This window comes from Clostridium sp. RTP31139st1_H3_RTP31139_211217 (assembly GCF_040227035.1).
Classification (GTDB): Bacteria; Bacillota; Clostridia; order Clostridiales; family Clostridiaceae; genus Clostridium; species Clostridium saudiense.
The window spans coordinates 57,159-75,745 of sequence record NZ_JBCOAB010000006.1; the positions used below are offsets into that span (position 1 = coordinate 57,159).

The following is an 18,587-nucleotide window of genomic DNA, read 5'->3' on the forward strand; positions in this document are numbered from 1 at the left end:
TCTTCCCCTAATTTTAATAGCCTACGGTTTCTTCACTAACTATGTTTTGCTCTACAACAAATACTACCTTTACTAATAAATTCTCTTCATCCTGCATTTCATTATCTATTAATTTATCAACTATCTTTGCATCTCTATTTAAATCATTTAACAATGAGTTTTCTAATTCTTTAACCGAATTTTCAATTGCCTCATCTTGAGATAAATTAATTTCTTTCTCTACTCTCTCATAATATAACACCTTATTAAATATTTTTCCACTCTTTTCTATTTTATCATATTGTTCAAAATCTTTTATAGCCTTTTTCAAGTATATTTTCTTACCAAAAATAGATATATAAATATCACTATCTTTTCTTCCACTTCTTTCTAAAGAAGTACCACTAACTTTTACATTTATAGATTTTTCATAAAACGTATTTGCAATCACTATTCCTCTTGGCGGCAAAATATATTCCCCACCTTCAGCCCCATCAATACCTTCAATTATAACATCACCTGCTTTTACTAATTGACCTGCTTTCACAGCACTTCTTCCAGCAAATGTATATACTCTCTTTATTTCTCCTTCTCTAGTGGCTACAAGATTCCCATATTCATAATTTTCAGCTTGTGGAGGATTAATCTTTTCCTCAACTGTAACTTTTAATGTAGAACCTTCAATCCTTACTCTAAGCCACAATATTTCATTGCTCATATTTTCTAATTTCTTTTCTATCTCTTTTACATCAATAGAATCTTTAGATATCCCAGGCTTTATTCCTATTTCACTTAATTCTTTTCTAATTTCAAATGGAGGAATATTTTTTTGAACTTCTACTTCTATAGACCATATGTAAGTAGATAAATAAAATATTATTCCTAAAAAAAGTACAGATCCAATTGCTAATGACATTCTTTTTTTGATACCACCTAAAAAAAATACAAACCCATTACTTTTTATAATATTTATTCTGCCACCTAAATTTACAATAATCTCCCTAACTTTAGCATAATCCAAATAATCTATTTCTAATACTAGTGTTGCTGCATCTTTTCTTTTTATTTTATATACTCTTATATTTTTACTCCAAAATACATTTAATAATCTTTCGGTATTTACGATTTTAATTTCAACTAATATTTTTCCCTTTTTTATCTTATCAAAAGCCATTTATCATTCACCTCACATATTCAATTGAATCAAAATAACCTTTAATAGTTATTGTAGCTGATGCTATATACAATATTTCAAAACTATTGCCCTTTATTTCTATAGGTGACATATTAGTATTAATCTTTATCCTATCTTTTTCAAATACCATTATTCCTTTGTGATTTTCTATAGTTATTTCATTTCTTCCTATAACAATAATCTTTGGTACATCTAAAATCACATCTTTAGGAAGATCTAGTTTTTCTACTAACATCTCTTTTCCTCTATTAAACTTCTTTTCCATAACTTCTCCCCTTTTTCAAATACTCTCTCATTGTACCTTATGATTTAATTTTAAAGAAAATCACAAAAATAAAAAAAAAAGAACTCAATTTACATTGAGTTCTTTTTTTATATTTACTATTTAAATACTCTTTAACAATTTGACTTACAAGATTCTCATCTGCTCTATCTACAACCTTTGGTCTAACTGCTGACATAAGTTTACCCATGTCTTACATGCTATATGCACCCAATTCTGTAGCTGTTCTTTTACAATTCGTAAAATATCTTCTTCACTTAATTGCTGAGGAAGGTAACCTAGCAAGATTCCAAATTAAGATTTATCCTCTTTTATAGAATCCTGTCTATTTCCCTTTTCAAATTCAAGCATTAAATTACATTGCTTGACTTCTTTTGCTAATATCTCTATAACCTTATCGTCCTCAAGCGTAACACCGCAGGTCTTTTTACTAGCAATATGCAGAATATATACCTCTAAAATTAATTCTAAAATCACTTTAAAATTTAATATTTTTCGGTTTTCTTGCAGCCTTCTCTTATTGTTGGCATACTTAAATACCGTTTTTAAAAATTAAAAACTACTTGAATTTTCTCTTTCTTGCAGCTTCTGATTTTTTCTTTCTCTTAACACTTGGTTTTTCATAATGTTCTCTCTTTCTAACTTCTGAAAGAACCCCAGCTCTTGCGCATTTTCTCTTAAATCTTCTTAATGCACTTTCTAGTGTTTCGTTTTCTCCAACTTTGATTTCTGACATCTATTATCCCTCCCTCCGCTAGCTCAAATTAGTATCTTTAACTCAGCTACGGGCTTAATAACACATATTGTATTATACAATAATTATTACGAAAATGTCAATATTATTTATACTATTTTTCTATTAACCCGGTGGCCATTTCAATTCACGTGCACCTAAAACATGAAAATGTAAGTGATTTACTGTTTGACCGCCATCTGCTCCACAATTATTGACAATTCTGTAGCCTGAATCAGCAATATTTAGTTCCCTTACTATTTTATTGATAACCATGAATATGTGTGAAACTATATTGGAATTTTTTTCATCCAATTCATTAGCACTACTTATATGCTCTTTAGGTATAACTAAAAAATGAACAGGAGCAGCTGGACTTATATCATAAAAAGCTAAGACCTTATCATCTTCATATATTTTTTTTGATGGTATTTCACCTGCTACTATTTTACAAAATAAACAATCTCCCATAAACTCACCTCCTTTAACTGAAACTCCAAATTTTCAATTTGTCTAATTGAAGTTACTCCTTCGATTTCAAGAGAAGGAGTTTCCCTTTTAACCAGTTAATAGCTAATAGTTAATAGTTAAAATGAACTATTAACTATACACTCCTAACTCTTAACTATCCTAAACCATGCTTGCTATAGCATAATCTTTTACAGCTTCTTCTATCTTAACATCTACTATTTTACCAGTAATATTAGCTGACATGCAATGTACTATAACTTTAATATAGTTCCTTGTATATCCTTCGTAGAAATCTGGCTTATCTTTAACTTCTTTTTCTATTAATACGTCCATTACTCTTCCAATGAACTTTTCTGTAAATGCATGTTCATTAATGTCATTTAATTCTATTAATGCCTTACTTCTCATTTCTTTAACAGTTCCATCTAATTGGTTTGGCATATCAGCTGCCTTTGTTCCCTTTCTTGGGCTATATTTAAATACATGAGTTTTAGTTAAATGAATTCTCTTTAAATATTCATATGTTTCATTAAATTCCTCTTCTGTTTCTCCTGGGAATCCAACAATTACATCTGTTGAAATAGATACATCAGGTAATGTTTTTCTTAACATATTAACTGATGCTTCATATTCTTCAGCAGTATATCTTCTATTCATTCTCTTTAGTGTTGCATCACATCCACTTTGAAGAGATAAATGGAAGTGTGGACATAATTTTTTAAATCCTTTAATCTTTTCAACTACTTCATCAGTAAAGAATGCAGGTTCAATAGATCCTATTCTTATTCTTTCTATTCCATCAATCTTTTCTATTTCTTCTATTATGTTAATTAAATTTATATTACCCTCTAAGTCTAATCCATAAGAAGCTGTATGTATTCCTGAAAGTATTATTTCCTTAAATCCATGAGCTGCAAGTTCTCTAACCTCTGATAACACCTTATCAGGATCCTTTGAGCAAACAGAACCTCTTGCATAAGGTATTGTGCAGTATGTGCAAAATCTATTACATCCATCTTGAATTTTTAAAAATGCTCTTGTTTTATCTTGATAATCTTCGATTTTTAAATCTTCGAACTTTTTATTTTGAAGTACTGGTTGTACGTGAACCTGTGGTTGCCCTTCATCTTTAGCTTTATTAACGTAATATACTACATCGCCCTTATTTCTCGTACCTAAAACTACATCTACTCCAGGTATTTCAGAAACTTCTTTTGGTGCCATTTGAGAGTAACATCCAACTGCTGCAATTATTGCATCTGGATTTGTTCTTCTAGCTCTACTTATTATCTGTCTAGATTTTTTATCTCCCATATTAGTAACTGTACAAGTATTTATTACATACACATCTGAAAATTCATTAAAATCTACAACTTCATATCCTTCTCTAATGAATTTTTCAGCCATAGCTTCTGACTCATACACATTAACTCTACAACCTAATGTAGCAAATGCAACTTTCATTAATCATTTCCTCCTAAATCACTTAGCTCATATTGTATTAACGCTGTTGCAACAAACCCAGCCGTTTCAGTCCTTAATATTCTTTTTCCAAGGGTTACTATATGAGCACCTTTTTCTTTTAGCTTTTCTATTTCTTCTTCTTCAATTCCGCCTTCTGGCCCTACAAATATTCCAACACTTTTTATATCGCTAGCCTTTTCTTCACTTCTGATTTTGTTTATTAAAGTCTTAACACCAAAATTTTCTGCATTTTCGTAAGGAACTATAAATAAATCTAAGTCATTTATTTTTCCTAATACATCTTCAAATTCCAAAGGCTCAATTACTCTTGGAACAATACTTCTTTTACTTTGCTTTGCAGCCTCAAGTGCAATTCTATTTAATCTATCTAATTTTTTAAACTCACCTTTTAATTTAACATCTACTCTATGAGTAATTGTTGGTATAAACTCTGTTATCCCTAATTCTGTACCTTTTTGAACTATCAAATCCATCTTTTGAGACTTTGGAAGCCCTTGAAATAAATAAATTTTAATATCACTTTCATTATTTAAGTCAAGCTTTTCTATTATTTCAAGTAACACCTCTTGTTTACTTACATTTGTAACTTTCGCTAAATATTCTGCTCCCTCACAGTTATTTAATACTACTTTTTCACCTTCTGAAATTCTAAGCACTTTATATATATGCTTTACATCATCACCTATGATTTTAGCTACATCTCCATTAATTAATTCTTTTGGAGTAAAAAATTTATGCATTATTTTATTCTCTCCTAAAAACTATTTTAACTTGGCAACTATACAGTTCCATTCACCATCTCTATTTTTTTCCATAACTTCAAATCCAGTTGCTTCAAGCTTCTCACAAACCATATCAACTCTATCATGTATTATACCTGATGTAATAAATACACCACCATCTTTAAGTACTCTTTTAACATCATCAGTTAATATACAAATTATTTCAGCTAAAATATTTGCAACAACTATATCTGCTTTTCCATCTATAACTTCAACTAAATTTCCATGAAGTATTTCTATATTTTTTAACTTATTATATCCTACATTCTCAATAGAAGACTCTACTGCTACAGGATCCAAATCTACTCCTACAGCTAATTTAGCTCCTAATTTTGCAGCTGCAATCGCTAATATTCCAGAACCACATCCAACATCAAATACAGTACTATCTTCTTTAACATACTTTTCTAATGATTGAATACACATTCTAGTAGTTTCATGTGTACCTGTACCAAAAGCCATTCCTGGATCTAAATCAACTACTAATTCACCATCTTTAGCTTCATATTCTTCCCAAATAGGTTTAACTACTATTTTTTCTCCAACCTTTGTAGGCTTATAATATTGTTTCCATGTATTTGCCCAATCTTCTTCATGCATTTTTTCATGCTCAACCTTAGCTTCACCTAAGTCAAGACCCATTTCTTTAAGCTCTGTTAATCTTTCATTAACATACTCTAAAACATCTTCAATATTATCTTCTTCTGCAAAATAAGCTTTTACAACTGCAACCTTTCCTTTATGTTCTAAAACATTTATATCTGCAAAATCCCAAGTTAATGGTCCTTGTTCTCTTCCTAAAATATCCTCTGGATCTTCTATTGCAACCCCTTTGCAATCTAAGCTATAAAATATTCCTGATATTGGTTCTAATGCCTCACTCTTAGTTATTACTCTAACCTCTATCCATGTTCCATCCATCTATGAATCATCCTTTCAAATCTTTTCTCTTTGACTAATACTATATTTTACACATATGTTTACATAAAGTCTATAGAATTTTATATAGAAAAAGGATAACTATGAATTATTTATTTATTTATAGTTATCCACTATTTATCCTTTTCAAGCAACAATATCTTTATTACTTTTCTTACTTTTTATGAACCTAGCTTTTCTTATCATTTTATCATTAGCCATATTATACGTAATTGCTCCTGTACATACAAATATTATCCCTAACTGTGGTGCATATAATGTACAATCAACAATTCCTTGAATAATTACCATAGCATTTATAGATGCAATTAACGGTAACAACTTATTATGCTGCTTATATAATTTTATCATATCTCTATATAAATTTAGTTTCACATATAAATAAATTCCTAATCCTACTACACCTACACCAACTAAAAAAGCAAGCCATAAATTATGTGGATGAATTAAAAATGAAATAATTTTATTTTGTAAAGTAGGATCATCTTTAAAAATAAAATTTGATCCATGTTCAAATGTTCCAAGCAAACCCCACCCTAAAATTGGTTTTACTAAAAACATCTGAATTGCACCTTTCCAGATTCCAACCCTTGAATTAAATGATGTTACAATTTCTCCTATAGGCGTTGTTTTTGCAACTTTATTCTGAACTGTCATAAATAAAATTGCCAATATACTTACTGTTATAGAAATAGCAATTAATCCTTTAAAATCTTTTTTTTCCTTCATCAAGTAATATATAAATATTCCACCTACTAATGCTATAAAAGCACCTGATGATTCCGTTAACATCAATGCTATCACTATTAAAACAATTATAATATTATAAGTTACCCCTTCACTTTTATCCTTTTTTGTACCTTTAAGATAAAATATTATTAAAATTATATTACCAAACCATGCACCTGTCATATTAGGATTTCCAAAGGAACTAAAAATCCTATGTTCTGGCATTCCAACTAATGTAAATGCTATTTTTTCTATAATGCCTCCTATAGCAGCAATAGTGCTCAAATATACCGTTGTTTTTAATACTGTATTAATTCTACTTACTTTAACAAAATAATTCTGAGCAAATATACATAATGCAAAATACAATAAGAAACCAAATGATGCTATAAAAGATAAAATACTTTTATTTACTATTCCACTAACCATAGAATATATAAACAAACAGAACAACCCTATATTCCAATAATTCATTTCTACTTTTATCTTTCCTTTAATCAATAAATTCACAGCAAATACAGCTGGTATAATAGCTGTAAAAGGTGAAAAAACTATCATAATAATATAATATATCATAATTTACCACCAACTCTTATTATTTACAAAAAAAAAAACATATAACTGCATAAGTATACACATAATAAATATTTAATTCAAAACCCCTAGATATCTTTTCAATAAATTTTTCTAATAAATATTAATATATAATTAGTATCTCCATTTAATTATTTTATTTATAAAAAAATACTTTCGTTTACATATACTTAACTGATAATAAAGTTGTTATAAATTAAATACATTTAATTTTTTATTACTTATATATATTTTTCAATTTAATCTTTTTATATACCTAATAGTTACAGTTTTATTTATATTATGGTAAAATTTTATAATAATTATTAAGTTAGGAGGTTATTAATTTGTCACATATAGTTGCTAAAGAAGCCTTTAAATCTTTAGAAGATAGATTAAACAAATTCCCTCAAGGTGTTCCACCCTCTGAAACACTTTATAAAATCTTAAGTGTTTTATATACTGAAGAAGAAGCTGCACTAGTAGCTAAACTTCCAATTAGACCTTTCAATATTTCCATGGCAAGTAAAATTTGGAATGTATCCCTTTCAGAGGCTGAATTTATGCTTGAATCTTTGGCTAGTAAGGCTTTAATTTTAGATACGGAATATAATGGTGAAAGAAAATTTGTAATTCCACCTCCAATGGCAGGTTTTTTCGAATTTGCACTTATGAGAGTCCGTGGTGATATTGATCAAAAATTACTGTCTAAACTCTTTTATCAATATCTCAATGTAGAAGAAGATTTTATTAAAGATTTATTTCTAGGAACAGAAACTAGATTTGGTCGAGTTCTTATATCAGAAGATATTTTACCAGAAACCATAGCTTCAACACCAACTCCTGAAAACTCACTATATATTTTAGATTACGAACGTGCCACCTATTTAATAAAAAATGCAAAACATATTTCTTTAAGCATGTGTTATTGTAGGCATAAAATGCATCACTTAGGTAAAGATTGTAGTAAGCCTATGGACACTTGTTTAACATTTGATTCAACAGCTTATTCATTAATAAAAAATGGTTATGGAAGGAAAATTGATTCATCAGAATGTATAGATATTTTAAATATGTGTTATGAAAATAATTTAGTTCAATGTGGAGAAAATGTTAGAAATGAAATTTGCTTTTTGTGTAATTGTTGTTGCTGTTGTTGCGAAGGTTTAAAGGCTGTAAAAAAATATGGTGCTTTACACCCAATAGCAACTACTAACTTCCTTCCATACGTTAACAATGATGCTTGTATTGGTTGTGGCAAATGTACTAAAATATGTCCAATTGAAGTAATATCATTAAAAAACAAAAAAGCAAGTATTGATGAAATTATCTGTTTAGGTTGCGGTGTATGTGTTCGAAATTGTCCTACTAAAGCAATAAAACTAAAGACTAGATCACAAAGAATATTAACTCCCGCAAACACTACTCACCGAGTTATTATTCAAGCTATTGAAAAAGGAAATCTTCAAAATTTAATTTTTGATAATCAAGCTTTTGCCAGTCATAGATTTATGGCCTCTGTTTTATCAACTATTTTAAATGCTAATCCAATAAAGCAAGCCCTTGCAAGTAAACAATTTAAGTCTATCTACTTAGATAAATTGATTAGTAAGAAATATAAATAAAAAAACACCTTCACCTCTTTTAATAATTAAAACTTTCTGATTAAACTATTTAATTTTCTTTAACAAAAATACTCAAAGATTTTAGTATTTCACAGCACTAAAACCTTTGAGTATTTTTTATTTATATTCTGCTATTAAAAACTTAGTTTTTATACCTTGAGCTGTAAACATTTCTTCATGTTCAGTAGTAACATTTCCTTCAAATCCACTAGAATGTAAATCATATGTAATATATTTAATTTCTAAATTTGATTCTTTAAAGTATTCAAGTGATTCTTCAAATAATTCATCATCATCTGTTTTAAACCAAATTTCTGCTCCATGTTTTAAAAACTTCTTATACTTTTCTAGCTGTCTTGTATGTGTTAATCTTCTTTTCTTATGTCTATCCTTTGGCCATGGATTACAGAAGTTTATGTATATTCTTTCTATTACATCTTTTTCATCTAACATTTCATCTATTAATAATATTTCCTGAGACATTAAGGCCACATTATTAATTTCATGTCCTACCTTTTCATAAGCTGCTTCAATATTTCTTTTAGCTAAAACTAAAACTTCATCCTTTATATCAACTGTTATATAATTAATATCTGGATTTTGTGAACCATGAACTGCCATAAATGTTCCTTTTCCACAACCTAACTCCATATAAATTGGGTTATCATTTTTAAAAAACTCTTTCCATCTTCCTTTATATTCACTTGGCTTTTGTATAAAAAAATTACATCCTTCTAATTCTGGTCTTGCCCAAGGCTTTCTTCTCATTCTCATAATTATGTTCACTCCAAATCATTCATTAAGTTCATAGATTAATTATACAGATAATTTCTTTTATTTCAACTAAATTACTTATCACAACTTTATGACATTATATTATTTAAAATAAAAATCCACAATATATCTATTATTAATAGATATATTGTAGATTTTAAACATAATATCTTATCTAATGGCCAAACATTATTAATTAATTTATATATATTTATGTTAAAGTTAAGAATATACTAGCCTCTAGACAATGAATTATAACCTTGATATAAAGCTAAGCACTCATCTCAATATTATAATTCAATTTATAAATTTATACTTAAAATATTGATTAGCAATTATATTTTTCTACTAAAGCTTTAAATTCATCTTCATTGCTATTTATATAATCACCAAATGCTATATTAGCTTCATTTAATTTATTACCTAGCTCACAAATGAACATTGGTATATCTTTTCTAGCTATATCACCATAAGCTTTACCAAGTCTTGTTTCTCCTTCTACACAGTTTCCATTTACATAAATTTCATAAGCTTCTTGTACAACATCATTGATTCTTTTCTTTTTACCAGTGAATCCTATTTCACTAATTTGGTGAACCCCACAAGAGTTTCCACATCCTGAAAAATGTAGTTTAGGTAATAAATCCGTATTAGAAATTTTTTCTTTAACATAAGATAGTACTTCACTTAAAGCAGCTTGGCTTTCAGCTATACCTATTTGACATGTAGGTACCCCTATACATGAAACACTATATTCAAAATCATTTGAACCTCCAATATGTTTAGTTAACTCTAATAACTCTTCTGCTTCTTTTCCATTTAAATTTCTAAAATACACACCTTCAGTCATTGATAGTCTTATTTCTGGATTATCAAATTTACTTAAAGTTTCATATATCGCCTTTAAGTCATTTACTTTAATTTGTCCGCCTACTGGATGTACATATACACTGTATAAACCACATTGCTTTTGTTCTACTAATCTACTATTTGAGATATTAGTTTTTATTCCAGCTTTATTATATTCTGTAGCCTTACAATCAACCTTATAATTACACTCTGATTTTACTTCATCTACATATTTTTTATATTCAGAAATAAAACCTTCTTCCCCTAATTTGTCAACAATATATCTTATACGAGCTTTAGCTTTATTTTCATAATTTCCTTCAGCTTTAAATAATCTAACCATTGCTTCTACATAATTTAAAACTTCAGATGGTTCAATTAATTCAGGATATAATAATGCAACCTTAGGATTTCTTCCAAGACCGCCTCCTAAATACACTCTAAAATAATCTTTTCCATCTTTCCTAACAGCTAAGAAACCTAAATCTTGTATTGTACAATGTGCTGTATCACTTGAACCATTTGAAAAAGATACTTTAAGCTTTCTAGGTAATTTGTAAGTAGTTATTCTTTCCATAAAATATTCACCAGTTGCTAAAGCATATGGAGTAGGATCAAATGCTTCATCCTTATCTACTCCAGACAATGGAGATAACGCAACATTTCTTGGGAAATTCCCACCTGCACCTCTTGTATATATATCATTTTCTAATGCATCATTCATTAAATTACATACATCATCAATTGAAATACCATGATATTGAATAGCTTGACGCGTAGTAAAATGTAATCCTCCTAATTTATATTTATCTGCCCAATCACATATTAATTTAAATTGAGGCATAGTAATTATCCCTGATGGTATTCTAAGTCTAATCATAAATTCTTTTCCACCACGATGAGCATATACACCCATACCGCCTGATTGACCTTTAAAATCCATTACAGATATTTCTCCATTTACAAACTTATGACCGACTTTTCTAAACTCTTCAATTTCCGGTAAAAGCACTTTTTTTATATCTTTCATCTTATCACCTCATAATTATTACTACTCTTTTTTAATATTCCTTATTTGATGAATTAATATTAACAATTTAATTATATTATTAATTACAATACATTTCTATTATTTAACTATTTTATTATTTAATGATTAGCATTATCTTTCTTAATGTTTACCAATTTTTAAGATTTATATCAATTGCTTTTTTTGTATTTTTTTCTTAAAATAAATATAATATGGTATATAAAAGGAGAATAACAATGAATGATAAAAAAATCAAACCTAGATTAGATTCAGAAATATCTACAAAAGAAAAATACAATACATTAAAAGGAAAGAAAAAACTAGAATTTATATTTGATTATTACAAACTTCCTATCTTCGGTACTATAGCCGCAATAATAATCGTATGTTACATAGGATATTCAATGTATACAAAACAAGATACTTATTGCAATTTAACTTATCTTAGTTCTAATATGGATACATCTCAATTAACAGAATTAAAAGATACATTAAATGAAAAGCTTTTAGATGATAATAAAAAAACCTCTATTTTTATTGATTCAATGACTATAGACCCAAATTCTAATTATGGCGATGACCCTACCACTACACAAGCATTTGCTGTTAAACTAGCTGCAAATGAAATTGATTTACTTTTCTTAAATGAAAACTATTTCAATTACTTTACTTCTAACAATATGCTAGCAGATTTAACTACTTTAGATGGATTTAACTCACTAAGCTTTAGTAAAGATGATTTAGTTAGATCTAAAGATTCTGATGGCAATGAGCATATTTATGGATTAAAAGTAGACAAGCTTAATCTTTTAGATAATATCAGCTTTCCAGAGAATACTATATTAACAGTTGCTATTAGCTCTGAAAGAACGGAAGAAGCTATTAAAATATTAAATGAATTTGTAAAATAAAAAAGATGTTGCACATTGCAACATCTTTTTTATTTCTTATTAAATAGATCCTTTAGGCCTTTTTTATGCACTATTTCTCCATCTATACTTTCTCCACAAGCTTCCATGAATGCTTCTAAAGCTTCTTTTTGCTTTGAATTTAAGTTCTTAGGAATATCAACAACTACTTTAACATATTGATCTCCTCTTACTGATGAATGAACCTTAGGAACTCCTTTTCCTTTTAATCTAAACATTGTTCCTGATTGAGTACCTGCTGGAATAGTATATTTAACTTCTCCATCAACCGTAGGAACAGTAATTTCTACACCTAATGTAGCTCTACCCATTGATATATGAGTTTCAATATATATGTCATTTCCTCTTCTATCAAATTGTTTCGATTTAGCCACATTTATTCTAATATATAAATCTCCTGGAGGCCCATCATTAGAACCATGTTCCCCTTGTCCTCTAAGTGGCATAACATTACCAGTATCTACACCTGCAGGAACATTAATCTTTATTTTTCTAGTCTTTCTAACTTTTCCTCTTCCGCTACAGCTTGAACATGGTGTTTCAACAATTGTTCCTTTACCACCACATCTATCACATGTAGAAGTTGTTACAAAGCTTCCAAGAGGACTTTGTCTTTGCATCCTTACTTGACCGCTTCCATTACAAGTTGGACATGTCTTTGGCGAAGTTCCAGGTTGAGCACCTGTTCCTCTACAAGATTCACAATTTTCATTTCTGTTAATTGTAATTTCTTTTTCAACTCCAAAGATAGCTTCTTCAAATGTTAGATTTAAAGTATATTCTATATCAGCACCTTTCATAGGTCCATTTCTTCTTCTTGAAGAGCCACCGCCTCCACCAAAGAAACTTTCAAATATATCTCCAAAACCTCCCATATCAGAGAAGTCAAATCCACCAAAACCACCTGAACCAAATCCACTTCCATCAAAGTCTGCAGTACCATATTGATCATATCTTGCTTTCTTTTCTGGATCAGAAAGCACTTGATATGCTTCATTTATATCTTTAAATTTTTCTTCTGCTTCCTTATTCCCTTGATTCTTATCAGGATGATATTTAATAGCTAGCTTTCTAAAGGCTTTTTTTATCTCATCATCACTTGCACCTTTTTCAAGTCCAAGCACAGCATAATAGTCTTTATTTGCCATCTATAACGTCACCACCTTATTTATATTTACATTAGTCTATATTATCACTTAAAACTTTTTTCGTAAACACTTTAACTTTTAAAAAGGGAAGACGACTATTGTCTTCCCTATCTAATTATTTATTATTTATTATTTTTCATCTTTAACTTCGAAATCAGCATCTACAACATTGTCATCATGAGCTGGACCTTGGTTAGCATTTGCTCCACCCATGTTGTTTGGATCAAATCCTGCACCTTGAGCTCCTGCTGCACCTTGTGCATCTGCATACATCTTAGATGATATAGCATAGAACTCTTGAGTTAATTCTTCAGTAGCTTTCTTAATAGCTTCTAAATCTTCTCCATCTTTAACAGCTTTTAATGCATCTAATTTAGCTGTAATTTTAGCCTTATCATCAGCAGAAATCTTGTCACCAAGTTCTTCTAATTGCTTTTCAGTTTGATAAACTAATTGGTCTGCATTGTTCTTAGTTTCGATTGATTCTTTTCTCTTCTTATCTTCTTCAGCAAATCTTTCTGCTTCTTTTACTGCCTTTTCTACTTCTTCATCTGAAAGGTTAGTTGATGCAGTAATTGTAATATTTGCTTCCTTACCAGTTCCCTTATCCATAGCAGATACTTTAACAATACCATTAGCATCTATATCAAATGTAACTTCGATTTGAGGAATTCCTCTTGGAGCTGGAGCTATTCCTGATAAAGTAAATCTTCCTAAAGTCTTGTTGTCAGTTGCCATTTGTCTTTCACCTTGAACAACGTGAATTTCAACTGATGTTTGACCATCTGCAGCTGTTGAGAATATTTGACTCTTCTTAGCTGGTATAGTTGTATTTCTTTCAATTAATGGAGTTGCAACTCCTCCTAAAGTTTCAATACCTAATGTTAATGGAGTAACATCTAATAATAATACATCTTTAACTTCACCAGTTAATACACCTGCTTGAATTGCAGCACCCATAGCTACACATTCATCTGGGTTAACTCCCTTTGAAGGTTCTTTTCCTGTAAAGTTCTTAACAGCTTCTTGAACAGCTGGTATTCTTGTTGATCCACCAACTAAGATTACTTTATCAATTTGACCAATTGTTAAACCTGCATCTGATAATGCTTTCTTCATTGGTTCAATTGATCTTTGAACTAAATCATGAGTTAATTCATTGAATTTTGCTCTAGTTAAGTTCATATCAATATGCTTTGGACCTGTAGCATCAGCAGTAATGAATGGTAAGTTGATATTTGTTTGCATTGATGAAGATAATTCAATCTTAGCCTTTTCTGCAGCTTCTTTTAATCTTTGAACTGCACTCTTATCATTTCTTAAGTCAATTCCATATTGTGATTTAAAATCATTTGCTATATAATCAATAATCTTTTGGTCAAAGTCATCTCCACCTAGGTGAGTATCTCCATTTGTAGATAATACTTCGAATACACCATCACCTAATTCAAGGATAGATACGTCGAATGTACCTCCACCTAAGTCATAAACAAATATCTTTTCGCTGTGATCAGTCTTATCTAATCCGTAAGCTAATGAAGCAGCTGTTGGTTCGTTTATTATTCTTAATACTTCTAATCCTGCTATTCTACCAGCATCTTTAGTCGCTTGTCTTTCAGCATCATTAAAGTAAGCTGGAACTGTGATAACAGCTTGAGATACAGTTTCACCTAAGTATGCTTCTGCATCAGCTTTAATCTTTTGAAGTATCATTGCTGATATTTCTTGTGGTGAGTAAGTTTTATCATCAATTTTAGTTTTATGATCTGTTCCCATTTCTCTCTTTATTGAAATTATTGTGTGTTCTGGGTTTGTAATTGCTTGTCTTTTAGCAATTTGTCCTACTAATCTTTCACCATTAGCTTGGAATGAAACTACTGATGGAGTAGTTCTAGCACCTTCTGAGTTAGTGATAACTACTGGTTCTCCACCTTCCATAACAGCTACACATGAATTTGTTGTACCTAAATCAATACCTATTATTTTTCCCATAATATATTTCCTCCTTGAATTTTACATATCTATATTGTAAATTTACTTAATTACTATTTTGCTACAGTAACCATTGAATATCTGATTACTTTATCGCCTCTCTTATATCCTTTTTGATATACTTGAGCTACATCATTACTTGATAAATTTGCATCTTCAACAACTGAAATTGCTTGATGTAAATTTGGATCAAAACCATTAGTTGTATCAATTTCTTCAACACCTAATTTTTCTAAAGAGTTTAAGAATCCTTTTATTGTCATCTCAACGCCTTTTTTAAGATCTTCTACATTTCCATCTACTGCTAAAGCTCTTTCTAAATTATCAGCTACAGGAAGCATTTCCTTTAATACATCTGTACAAGCATCTGTATATATTCCTTCCTTTTCCTTAGCCGTTCTTTTTCTATAATTGTCATACTCAGCAGTTAATCTAAGTAATCTTTCTTTTAAAGCTTCTACTTCATTAGAAAGTTTTTTATTTTCATCTTTCATTTTTCTTATTAAAGATAAATCATCATTTTCACTATATTCTTCTACGATTTCCTCAGCTTCTGCAGCTTCAGCTTTATCTACATTATCTGTATCTTCTATAACTGGTTCATTTTCAACGATTATATCTTCATCTTTTATATCTTTATTTTCTTCCATCTTTACACCTCTTCTCATTTTAATCAATACTCTTGGTCTTTAAGACTTTTGTTTAACTCTTTTATAACTTGAGCCATTATAGTAACTACCTTTGAATAATTTATTCTTTGTGGACCAATCAGCCCAATACTTCCAATAGGTCTTCCTCCTAAAGAATATTCTGCTGTAATTACTGAACACTCCTTAGCTTCCGGAATATAATTTTCATCACCAATTTTTATTGATATATCTCCACTATTCTCTAATAGTTCTATAACACAATCCTTATTACTTATTAATTGAAGTACTTCCTTTGCCTTTTCAATATCATTATACTCTGGATAATTGAAAAGGTTGGTTGTTCCCTCAACTACCAAATCTGACTTTGAATTATTATTTAAACTATCATATAAAGCTGGAAGCATTGCATTAAATAAATCATCGAATCCTACTAGTTCATTCTTAAGTTCATTAATGACTTCTAAATTTATAGCTTCTATTGTCAAATTCTTAAGCTTTGAATTTAATACCTCATTTATTCTAATAAGTTCTTCATTACTTGGTACATTATTTACTTTAATTCTATGATTTTTAATAACACCACTATCAGTTACTATTACAGCAATTAAATTAGAATCATCTATTCTTATTAATTGTAGTGATCTTATATAACTTCTCTTCATAGAAGGTGTTTGAACTATACAAGTTAAATTTGTTAACTCTGATAATAAAACACAAGCTTCTTTTAATATTGTATCAACTTCATGCATAGCTGAATTAATTAAATATTCTTTAATTCTAAGCTCTTCATCTTTACTAAGCTTTGGTGTTTCCATTAACTTATCAACATATAACCTATATCCCTTACTAGAAGGTATTCTTCCTGCTGATGTATGAGGTTGCTCTAAATAACCCATTTCTTCTAAATCCGCCATTTCATTTCTGATGGTTGCAGATCCTACACCTAAATCATACTTCTTAGCTATTGTTCTTGATCCAACAGGTTCTCCTGTTACTATATAGTCATTAATAATGGCTTGAAGTATTTTAATTTTTCTTTCATCAATAGCCATTTCATCACCCCTATTGTTAGCACTCATTTAACTCGAGTGCTAATGACTACATTATCAATATATTCTTATTTGTTTTTTTTGTCAATTTCATATTTCTTCAAATTTTCAACTATTTTTTTATATAATTTAGTTTTTTCTTGAATATCTCTTTCCATCTCTATAATACTCCTCTTTTCTTAGTGTTTTATTTTTTACTTATCTAATATAAAGTCAGACATTACATAATTAGATACTTCTATTCCTTTTGTAGTTAAAAACATATTATTATTATTTAAAATTAATAAACCATCTTTTATATTCTTCTCAATGGCTTTGCTATATATACTCCCAATATTTGCACCAAATTTTTTCTTAAACTTTACTAAATCTATACCTTTTAACATTCTTAATCCCATGAAAATAAATTCCTCAATTTCATCTTCTATAGAATTAATATGTTCTTCTACAACAACATTCTCATTTTGCTTTATTTTTTTTATATACTTACTAATACTACTTTCATTTACTTTTCTTATTCCATTTATATATGAACTACTTGCACATCCAACTCCAATATAATCTTCTAAAGACCAATAAACCTTATTATGTTCACATTCCATTCCATTTAATGCATAATTAGAAATTTCATATTGATGGTATCCATTTTCTTTTAATATATTCTTAGTTAATTTATCCATAATTCTTTCTTCATCTTCTGCTGGAAGATTCAACTTATTATTTTCATACATTTTATAAAAAGCTGTTCCCTCTTCTATTATTAAACTATACGCTGAAATATGTTCTGGCTTTAACTTACATATTTGATTTAATGTATCTTTCCATAATTCTATCGTTAAATTTGGCAATCCATACATTAAATCCACATTAATATTATTAAATCCAATTTCTCTAGCAAGATTATAGTTTTCTAAAAATTCACTAAATGTATGAATACGACCAATTTGTTTAAGTAATTTATCATTACATGATTGTAATCCAAAACTTATTCTATTTACTCCGTTTTCTTTCATTACCAACAATTTTTCTTTTGATAATGTTCCTGGATTGCATTCCATTGAATACTCAATATTATCCTTAAATTTTAATTTATTTATAGCTTTTAATAATTTCTTTAATTCTTCAGTTTCTAAATGAGATGGTGTTCCTCCGCCAATAAAAATAGTTTTAATTACATAATCCGAGCATTTTTCATCTATTTCCTTAATTAATGCATTTACATACTCCTCTCTATATTGTTCTTTTCCTGCAAATGTAGGGAAATCACAATAAAAACACCTTTGCTTACAAAATGGTATATGTACATATAAACTAATTTCTTTCATTATTTCATCCTCCAAGTTATTTAATTTCAAGTGACAAGTAGCAAGTT

General features: G+C 29.0%; 17 protein-coding genes and 1 pseudogene. 2 read left to right on the plus strand and 16 right to left on the minus strand.

Features of this window, described 5'->3' with window-relative positions; all coding sequences use genetic code 11:
• Nucleotides 1-13 precede the first annotated feature (13 nt).
• From yqfD to ABUA17_RS04260, 9 genes and pseudogenes are all read right to left on the minus strand, one after another.
• On the minus strand, nt 14-1,153 hold the full coding sequence (yqfD, locus tag ABUA17_RS04220) for a sporulation protein YqfD (protein WP_195948615.1): 1,140 nt from the start codon (nt 1,151-1,153) through the stop codon (nt 14-16).
• A 7-nt stretch (nt 1,154-1,160) separates the two neighbouring features.
• Nucleotides 1,161-1,439: a sporulation protein YqfC gene (gene yqfC, locus ABUA17_RS04225; RefSeq protein ID WP_042396392.1), complete on the minus strand. Its 279-nt coding sequence runs from the start codon at nt 1,437-1,439 to the stop codon at nt 1,161-1,163.
• A 118-nt stretch (nt 1,440-1,557) separates the two neighbouring features.
• Nucleotides 1,558-1,934: pseudogene (locus ABUA17_RS04230) on the minus strand (GatB/YqeY domain-containing protein); the annotation flags it as partial.
• 82 nt (nt 1,935-2,016) lie between these two features.
• Nucleotides 2,017-2,193: a 30S ribosomal protein S21 gene (gene rpsU, locus ABUA17_RS04235; RefSeq protein WP_003441547.1), complete on the minus strand. Its 177-nt coding sequence runs from the start codon at nt 2,191-2,193 to the stop codon at nt 2,017-2,019.
• Nucleotides 2,194-2,316: 123 nt separating this feature from the next.
• Complete coding sequence (locus ABUA17_RS04240) at nt 2,317-2,661, minus strand: histidine triad nucleotide-binding protein (protein ID WP_042396394.1); 345 nt, start codon at nt 2,659-2,661, stop codon at nt 2,317-2,319.
• Between the two features lie 159 nt (nt 2,662-2,820).
• Entirely contained in the window at nt 2,821-4,125 is a 1,305-nt protein-coding gene (gene mtaB / locus ABUA17_RS04245; RefSeq protein WP_042396395.1) for a tRNA (N(6)-L-threonylcarbamoyladenosine(37)-C(2))-methylthiotransferase MtaB, read from the minus strand.
• On the minus strand, nt 4,125-4,886 hold the full coding sequence (locus ABUA17_RS04250; RefSeq protein ID WP_042396396.1) for an RsmE family RNA methyltransferase: 762 nt from the start codon (nt 4,884-4,886) through the stop codon (nt 4,125-4,127). Before ABUA17_RS04250 ends, mtaB begins: the two co-directional genes overlap by 1 nt.
• Nucleotides 4,887-4,907: 21 nt before the next feature.
• Nucleotides 4,908-5,849 (minus strand): 50S ribosomal protein L11 methyltransferase, encoded by a 942-nt coding sequence (prmA, locus tag ABUA17_RS04255; RefSeq protein ID WP_042396398.1) that lies wholly within the window; start codon nt 5,847-5,849, stop codon nt 4,908-4,910.
• Nucleotides 5,850-5,993: 144 nt separating this feature from the next.
• Nucleotides 5,994-7,172 (minus strand): O-antigen ligase family protein, encoded by a 1,179-nt coding sequence (locus ABUA17_RS04260; protein WP_042396401.1) that lies wholly within the window; start codon nt 7,170-7,172, stop codon nt 5,994-5,996.
• A 344-nt stretch (nt 7,173-7,516) separates the two neighbouring features.
• Between ABUA17_RS04260 and ABUA17_RS04265 the strand changes: the two genes are divergently transcribed.
• The gene (locus ABUA17_RS04265; protein WP_195951063.1) at nt 7,517-8,794 is read left to right on the plus strand and encodes a 4Fe-4S dicluster domain-containing protein; all 1,278 of its coding nucleotides are present in this window, start codon (nt 7,517-7,519) and stop codon (nt 8,792-8,794) included.
• A 117-nt stretch (nt 8,795-8,911) separates the two neighbouring features.
• Here the strand turns inward: ABUA17_RS04265 and trmB are convergent, their stop codons facing one another.
• Both trmB and ABUA17_RS04275 read right to left on the minus strand, forming a co-directional pair.
• A complete protein-coding gene (gene trmB, locus ABUA17_RS04270; protein ID WP_055275803.1) occupies nt 8,912-9,568 on the minus strand; it encodes a tRNA (guanosine(46)-N7)-methyltransferase TrmB in 657 nt (218 codons plus the stop codon).
• 328 nt (nt 9,569-9,896) lie between these two features.
• Entirely contained in the window at nt 9,897-11,447 is a 1,551-nt protein-coding gene (locus ABUA17_RS04275; protein WP_042396407.1) for a nitrite/sulfite reductase, read from the minus strand.
• 236 nt (nt 11,448-11,683) lie between these two features.
• Between ABUA17_RS04275 and ABUA17_RS04280 the strand changes: the two genes are divergently transcribed.
• Nucleotides 11,684-12,358 carry a hypothetical protein gene (locus ABUA17_RS04280; RefSeq protein ID WP_042396409.1) on the plus strand — a complete coding sequence of 225 codons (675 nt, stop codon included), beginning with the start codon at nt 11,684-11,686 and terminating at the stop codon, nt 12,356-12,358.
• A gap of 29 nt (nt 12,359-12,387) precedes the next feature.
• On the opposite strand, the gene dnaJ is transcribed toward ABUA17_RS04280, so the two are convergent.
• The 5 genes from dnaJ to hemW form a co-directional block, all read right to left on the minus strand.
• Entirely contained in the window at nt 12,388-13,524 is a 1,137-nt protein-coding gene (gene dnaJ / locus ABUA17_RS04285) for a molecular chaperone DnaJ (RefSeq protein ID WP_055275807.1), read from the minus strand.
• Nucleotides 13,525-13,653: 129 nt separating this feature from the next.
• Nucleotides 13,654-15,516 carry a molecular chaperone DnaK gene (gene dnaK / locus ABUA17_RS04290; protein WP_042396412.1) on the minus strand — a complete coding sequence of 621 codons (1,863 nt, stop codon included), beginning with the start codon at nt 15,514-15,516 and terminating at the stop codon, nt 13,654-13,656.
• A gap of 53 nt (nt 15,517-15,569) precedes the next feature.
• Nucleotides 15,570-16,166, minus strand: coding sequence for a nucleotide exchange factor GrpE (gene grpE / locus ABUA17_RS04295; protein WP_042396414.1), 597 nt, complete (start codon nt 16,164-16,166; stop codon nt 15,570-15,572).
• 23 nt (nt 16,167-16,189) lie between these two features.
• Nucleotides 16,190-17,218, minus strand: coding sequence for a heat-inducible transcriptional repressor HrcA (gene hrcA / locus ABUA17_RS04300; protein ID WP_042396416.1), 1,029 nt, complete (start codon nt 17,216-17,218; stop codon nt 16,190-16,192).
• 191 nt (nt 17,219-17,409) lie between these two features.
• Entirely contained in the window at nt 17,410-18,540 is a 1,131-nt protein-coding gene (hemW, locus tag ABUA17_RS04305) for a radical SAM family heme chaperone HemW (protein ID WP_042396418.1), read from the minus strand.
• Between the last annotated feature and the right edge of the window lie 47 nt (nt 18,541-18,587).

Excerpts from the sequence above, each read along its gene's own strand:
- hemW (WP_042396418.1), bottom strand. The coding sequence starts at position 18,540 with ATGAAAGAAATTAGTTTATATGTACATATACCATTTTGTAAGCAAAGG.
- grpE (WP_042396414.1), bottom strand. The coding sequence starts at position 16,166 with ATGGAAGAAAATAAAGATATAAAAGATGAAGATATAATCGTTGAAAAT.
- ABUA17_RS04260 (WP_042396401.1), bottom strand. The coding sequence starts at position 7,172 with ATGATATATTATATTATTATGATAGTTTTTTCACCTTTTACAGCTATT.
- mtaB (WP_042396395.1), bottom strand. The coding sequence starts at position 4,125 with ATGAAAGTTGCATTTGCTACATTAGGTTGTAGAGTTAATGTGTATGAG.
- ABUA17_RS04240 (WP_042396394.1), bottom strand. The coding sequence starts at position 2,661 with ATGGGAGATTGTTTATTTTGTAAAATAGTAGCAGGTGAAATACCATCA.
- dnaJ (WP_055275807.1), bottom strand. The coding sequence starts at position 13,524 with ATGGCAAATAAAGACTATTATGCTGTGCTTGGACTTGAAAAAGGTGCA.
- yqfD (WP_195948615.1), bottom strand. The coding sequence starts at position 1,153 with ATGGCTTTTGATAAGATAAAAAAGGGAAAAATATTAGTTGAAATTAAA.
- trmB (WP_055275803.1), bottom strand. The coding sequence starts at position 9,568 with ATGAGAATGAGAAGAAAGCCTTGGGCAAGACCAGAATTAGAAGGATGT.
- hrcA (WP_042396416.1), bottom strand. The coding sequence starts at position 17,218 with ATGGCTATTGATGAAAGAAAAATTAAAATACTTCAAGCCATTATTAAT.
- ABUA17_RS04250 (WP_042396396.1), bottom strand. The coding sequence starts at position 4,886 with ATGCATAAATTTTTTACTCCAAAAGAATTAATTAATGGAGATGTAGCT.
- ABUA17_RS04280 (WP_042396409.1), top strand. The coding sequence starts at position 11,684 with ATGAATGATAAAAAAATCAAACCTAGATTAGATTCAGAAATATCTACA.
- rpsU (WP_003441547.1), bottom strand. The coding sequence starts at position 2,193 with ATGTCAGAAATCAAAGTTGGAGAAAACGAAACACTAGAAAGTGCATTA.
- prmA (WP_042396398.1), bottom strand. The coding sequence starts at position 5,849 with ATGGATGGAACATGGATAGAGGTTAGAGTAATAACTAAGAGTGAGGCA.
- ABUA17_RS04275 (WP_042396407.1), bottom strand. The coding sequence starts at position 11,447 with ATGAAAGATATAAAAAAAGTGCTTTTACCGGAAATTGAAGAGTTTAGA.
- yqfC (WP_042396392.1), bottom strand. The coding sequence starts at position 1,439 with ATGGAAAAGAAGTTTAATAGAGGAAAAGAGATGTTAGTAGAAAAACTA.
- dnaK (WP_042396412.1), bottom strand. The coding sequence starts at position 15,516 with ATGGGAAAAATAATAGGTATTGATTTAGGTACAACAAATTCATGTGTA.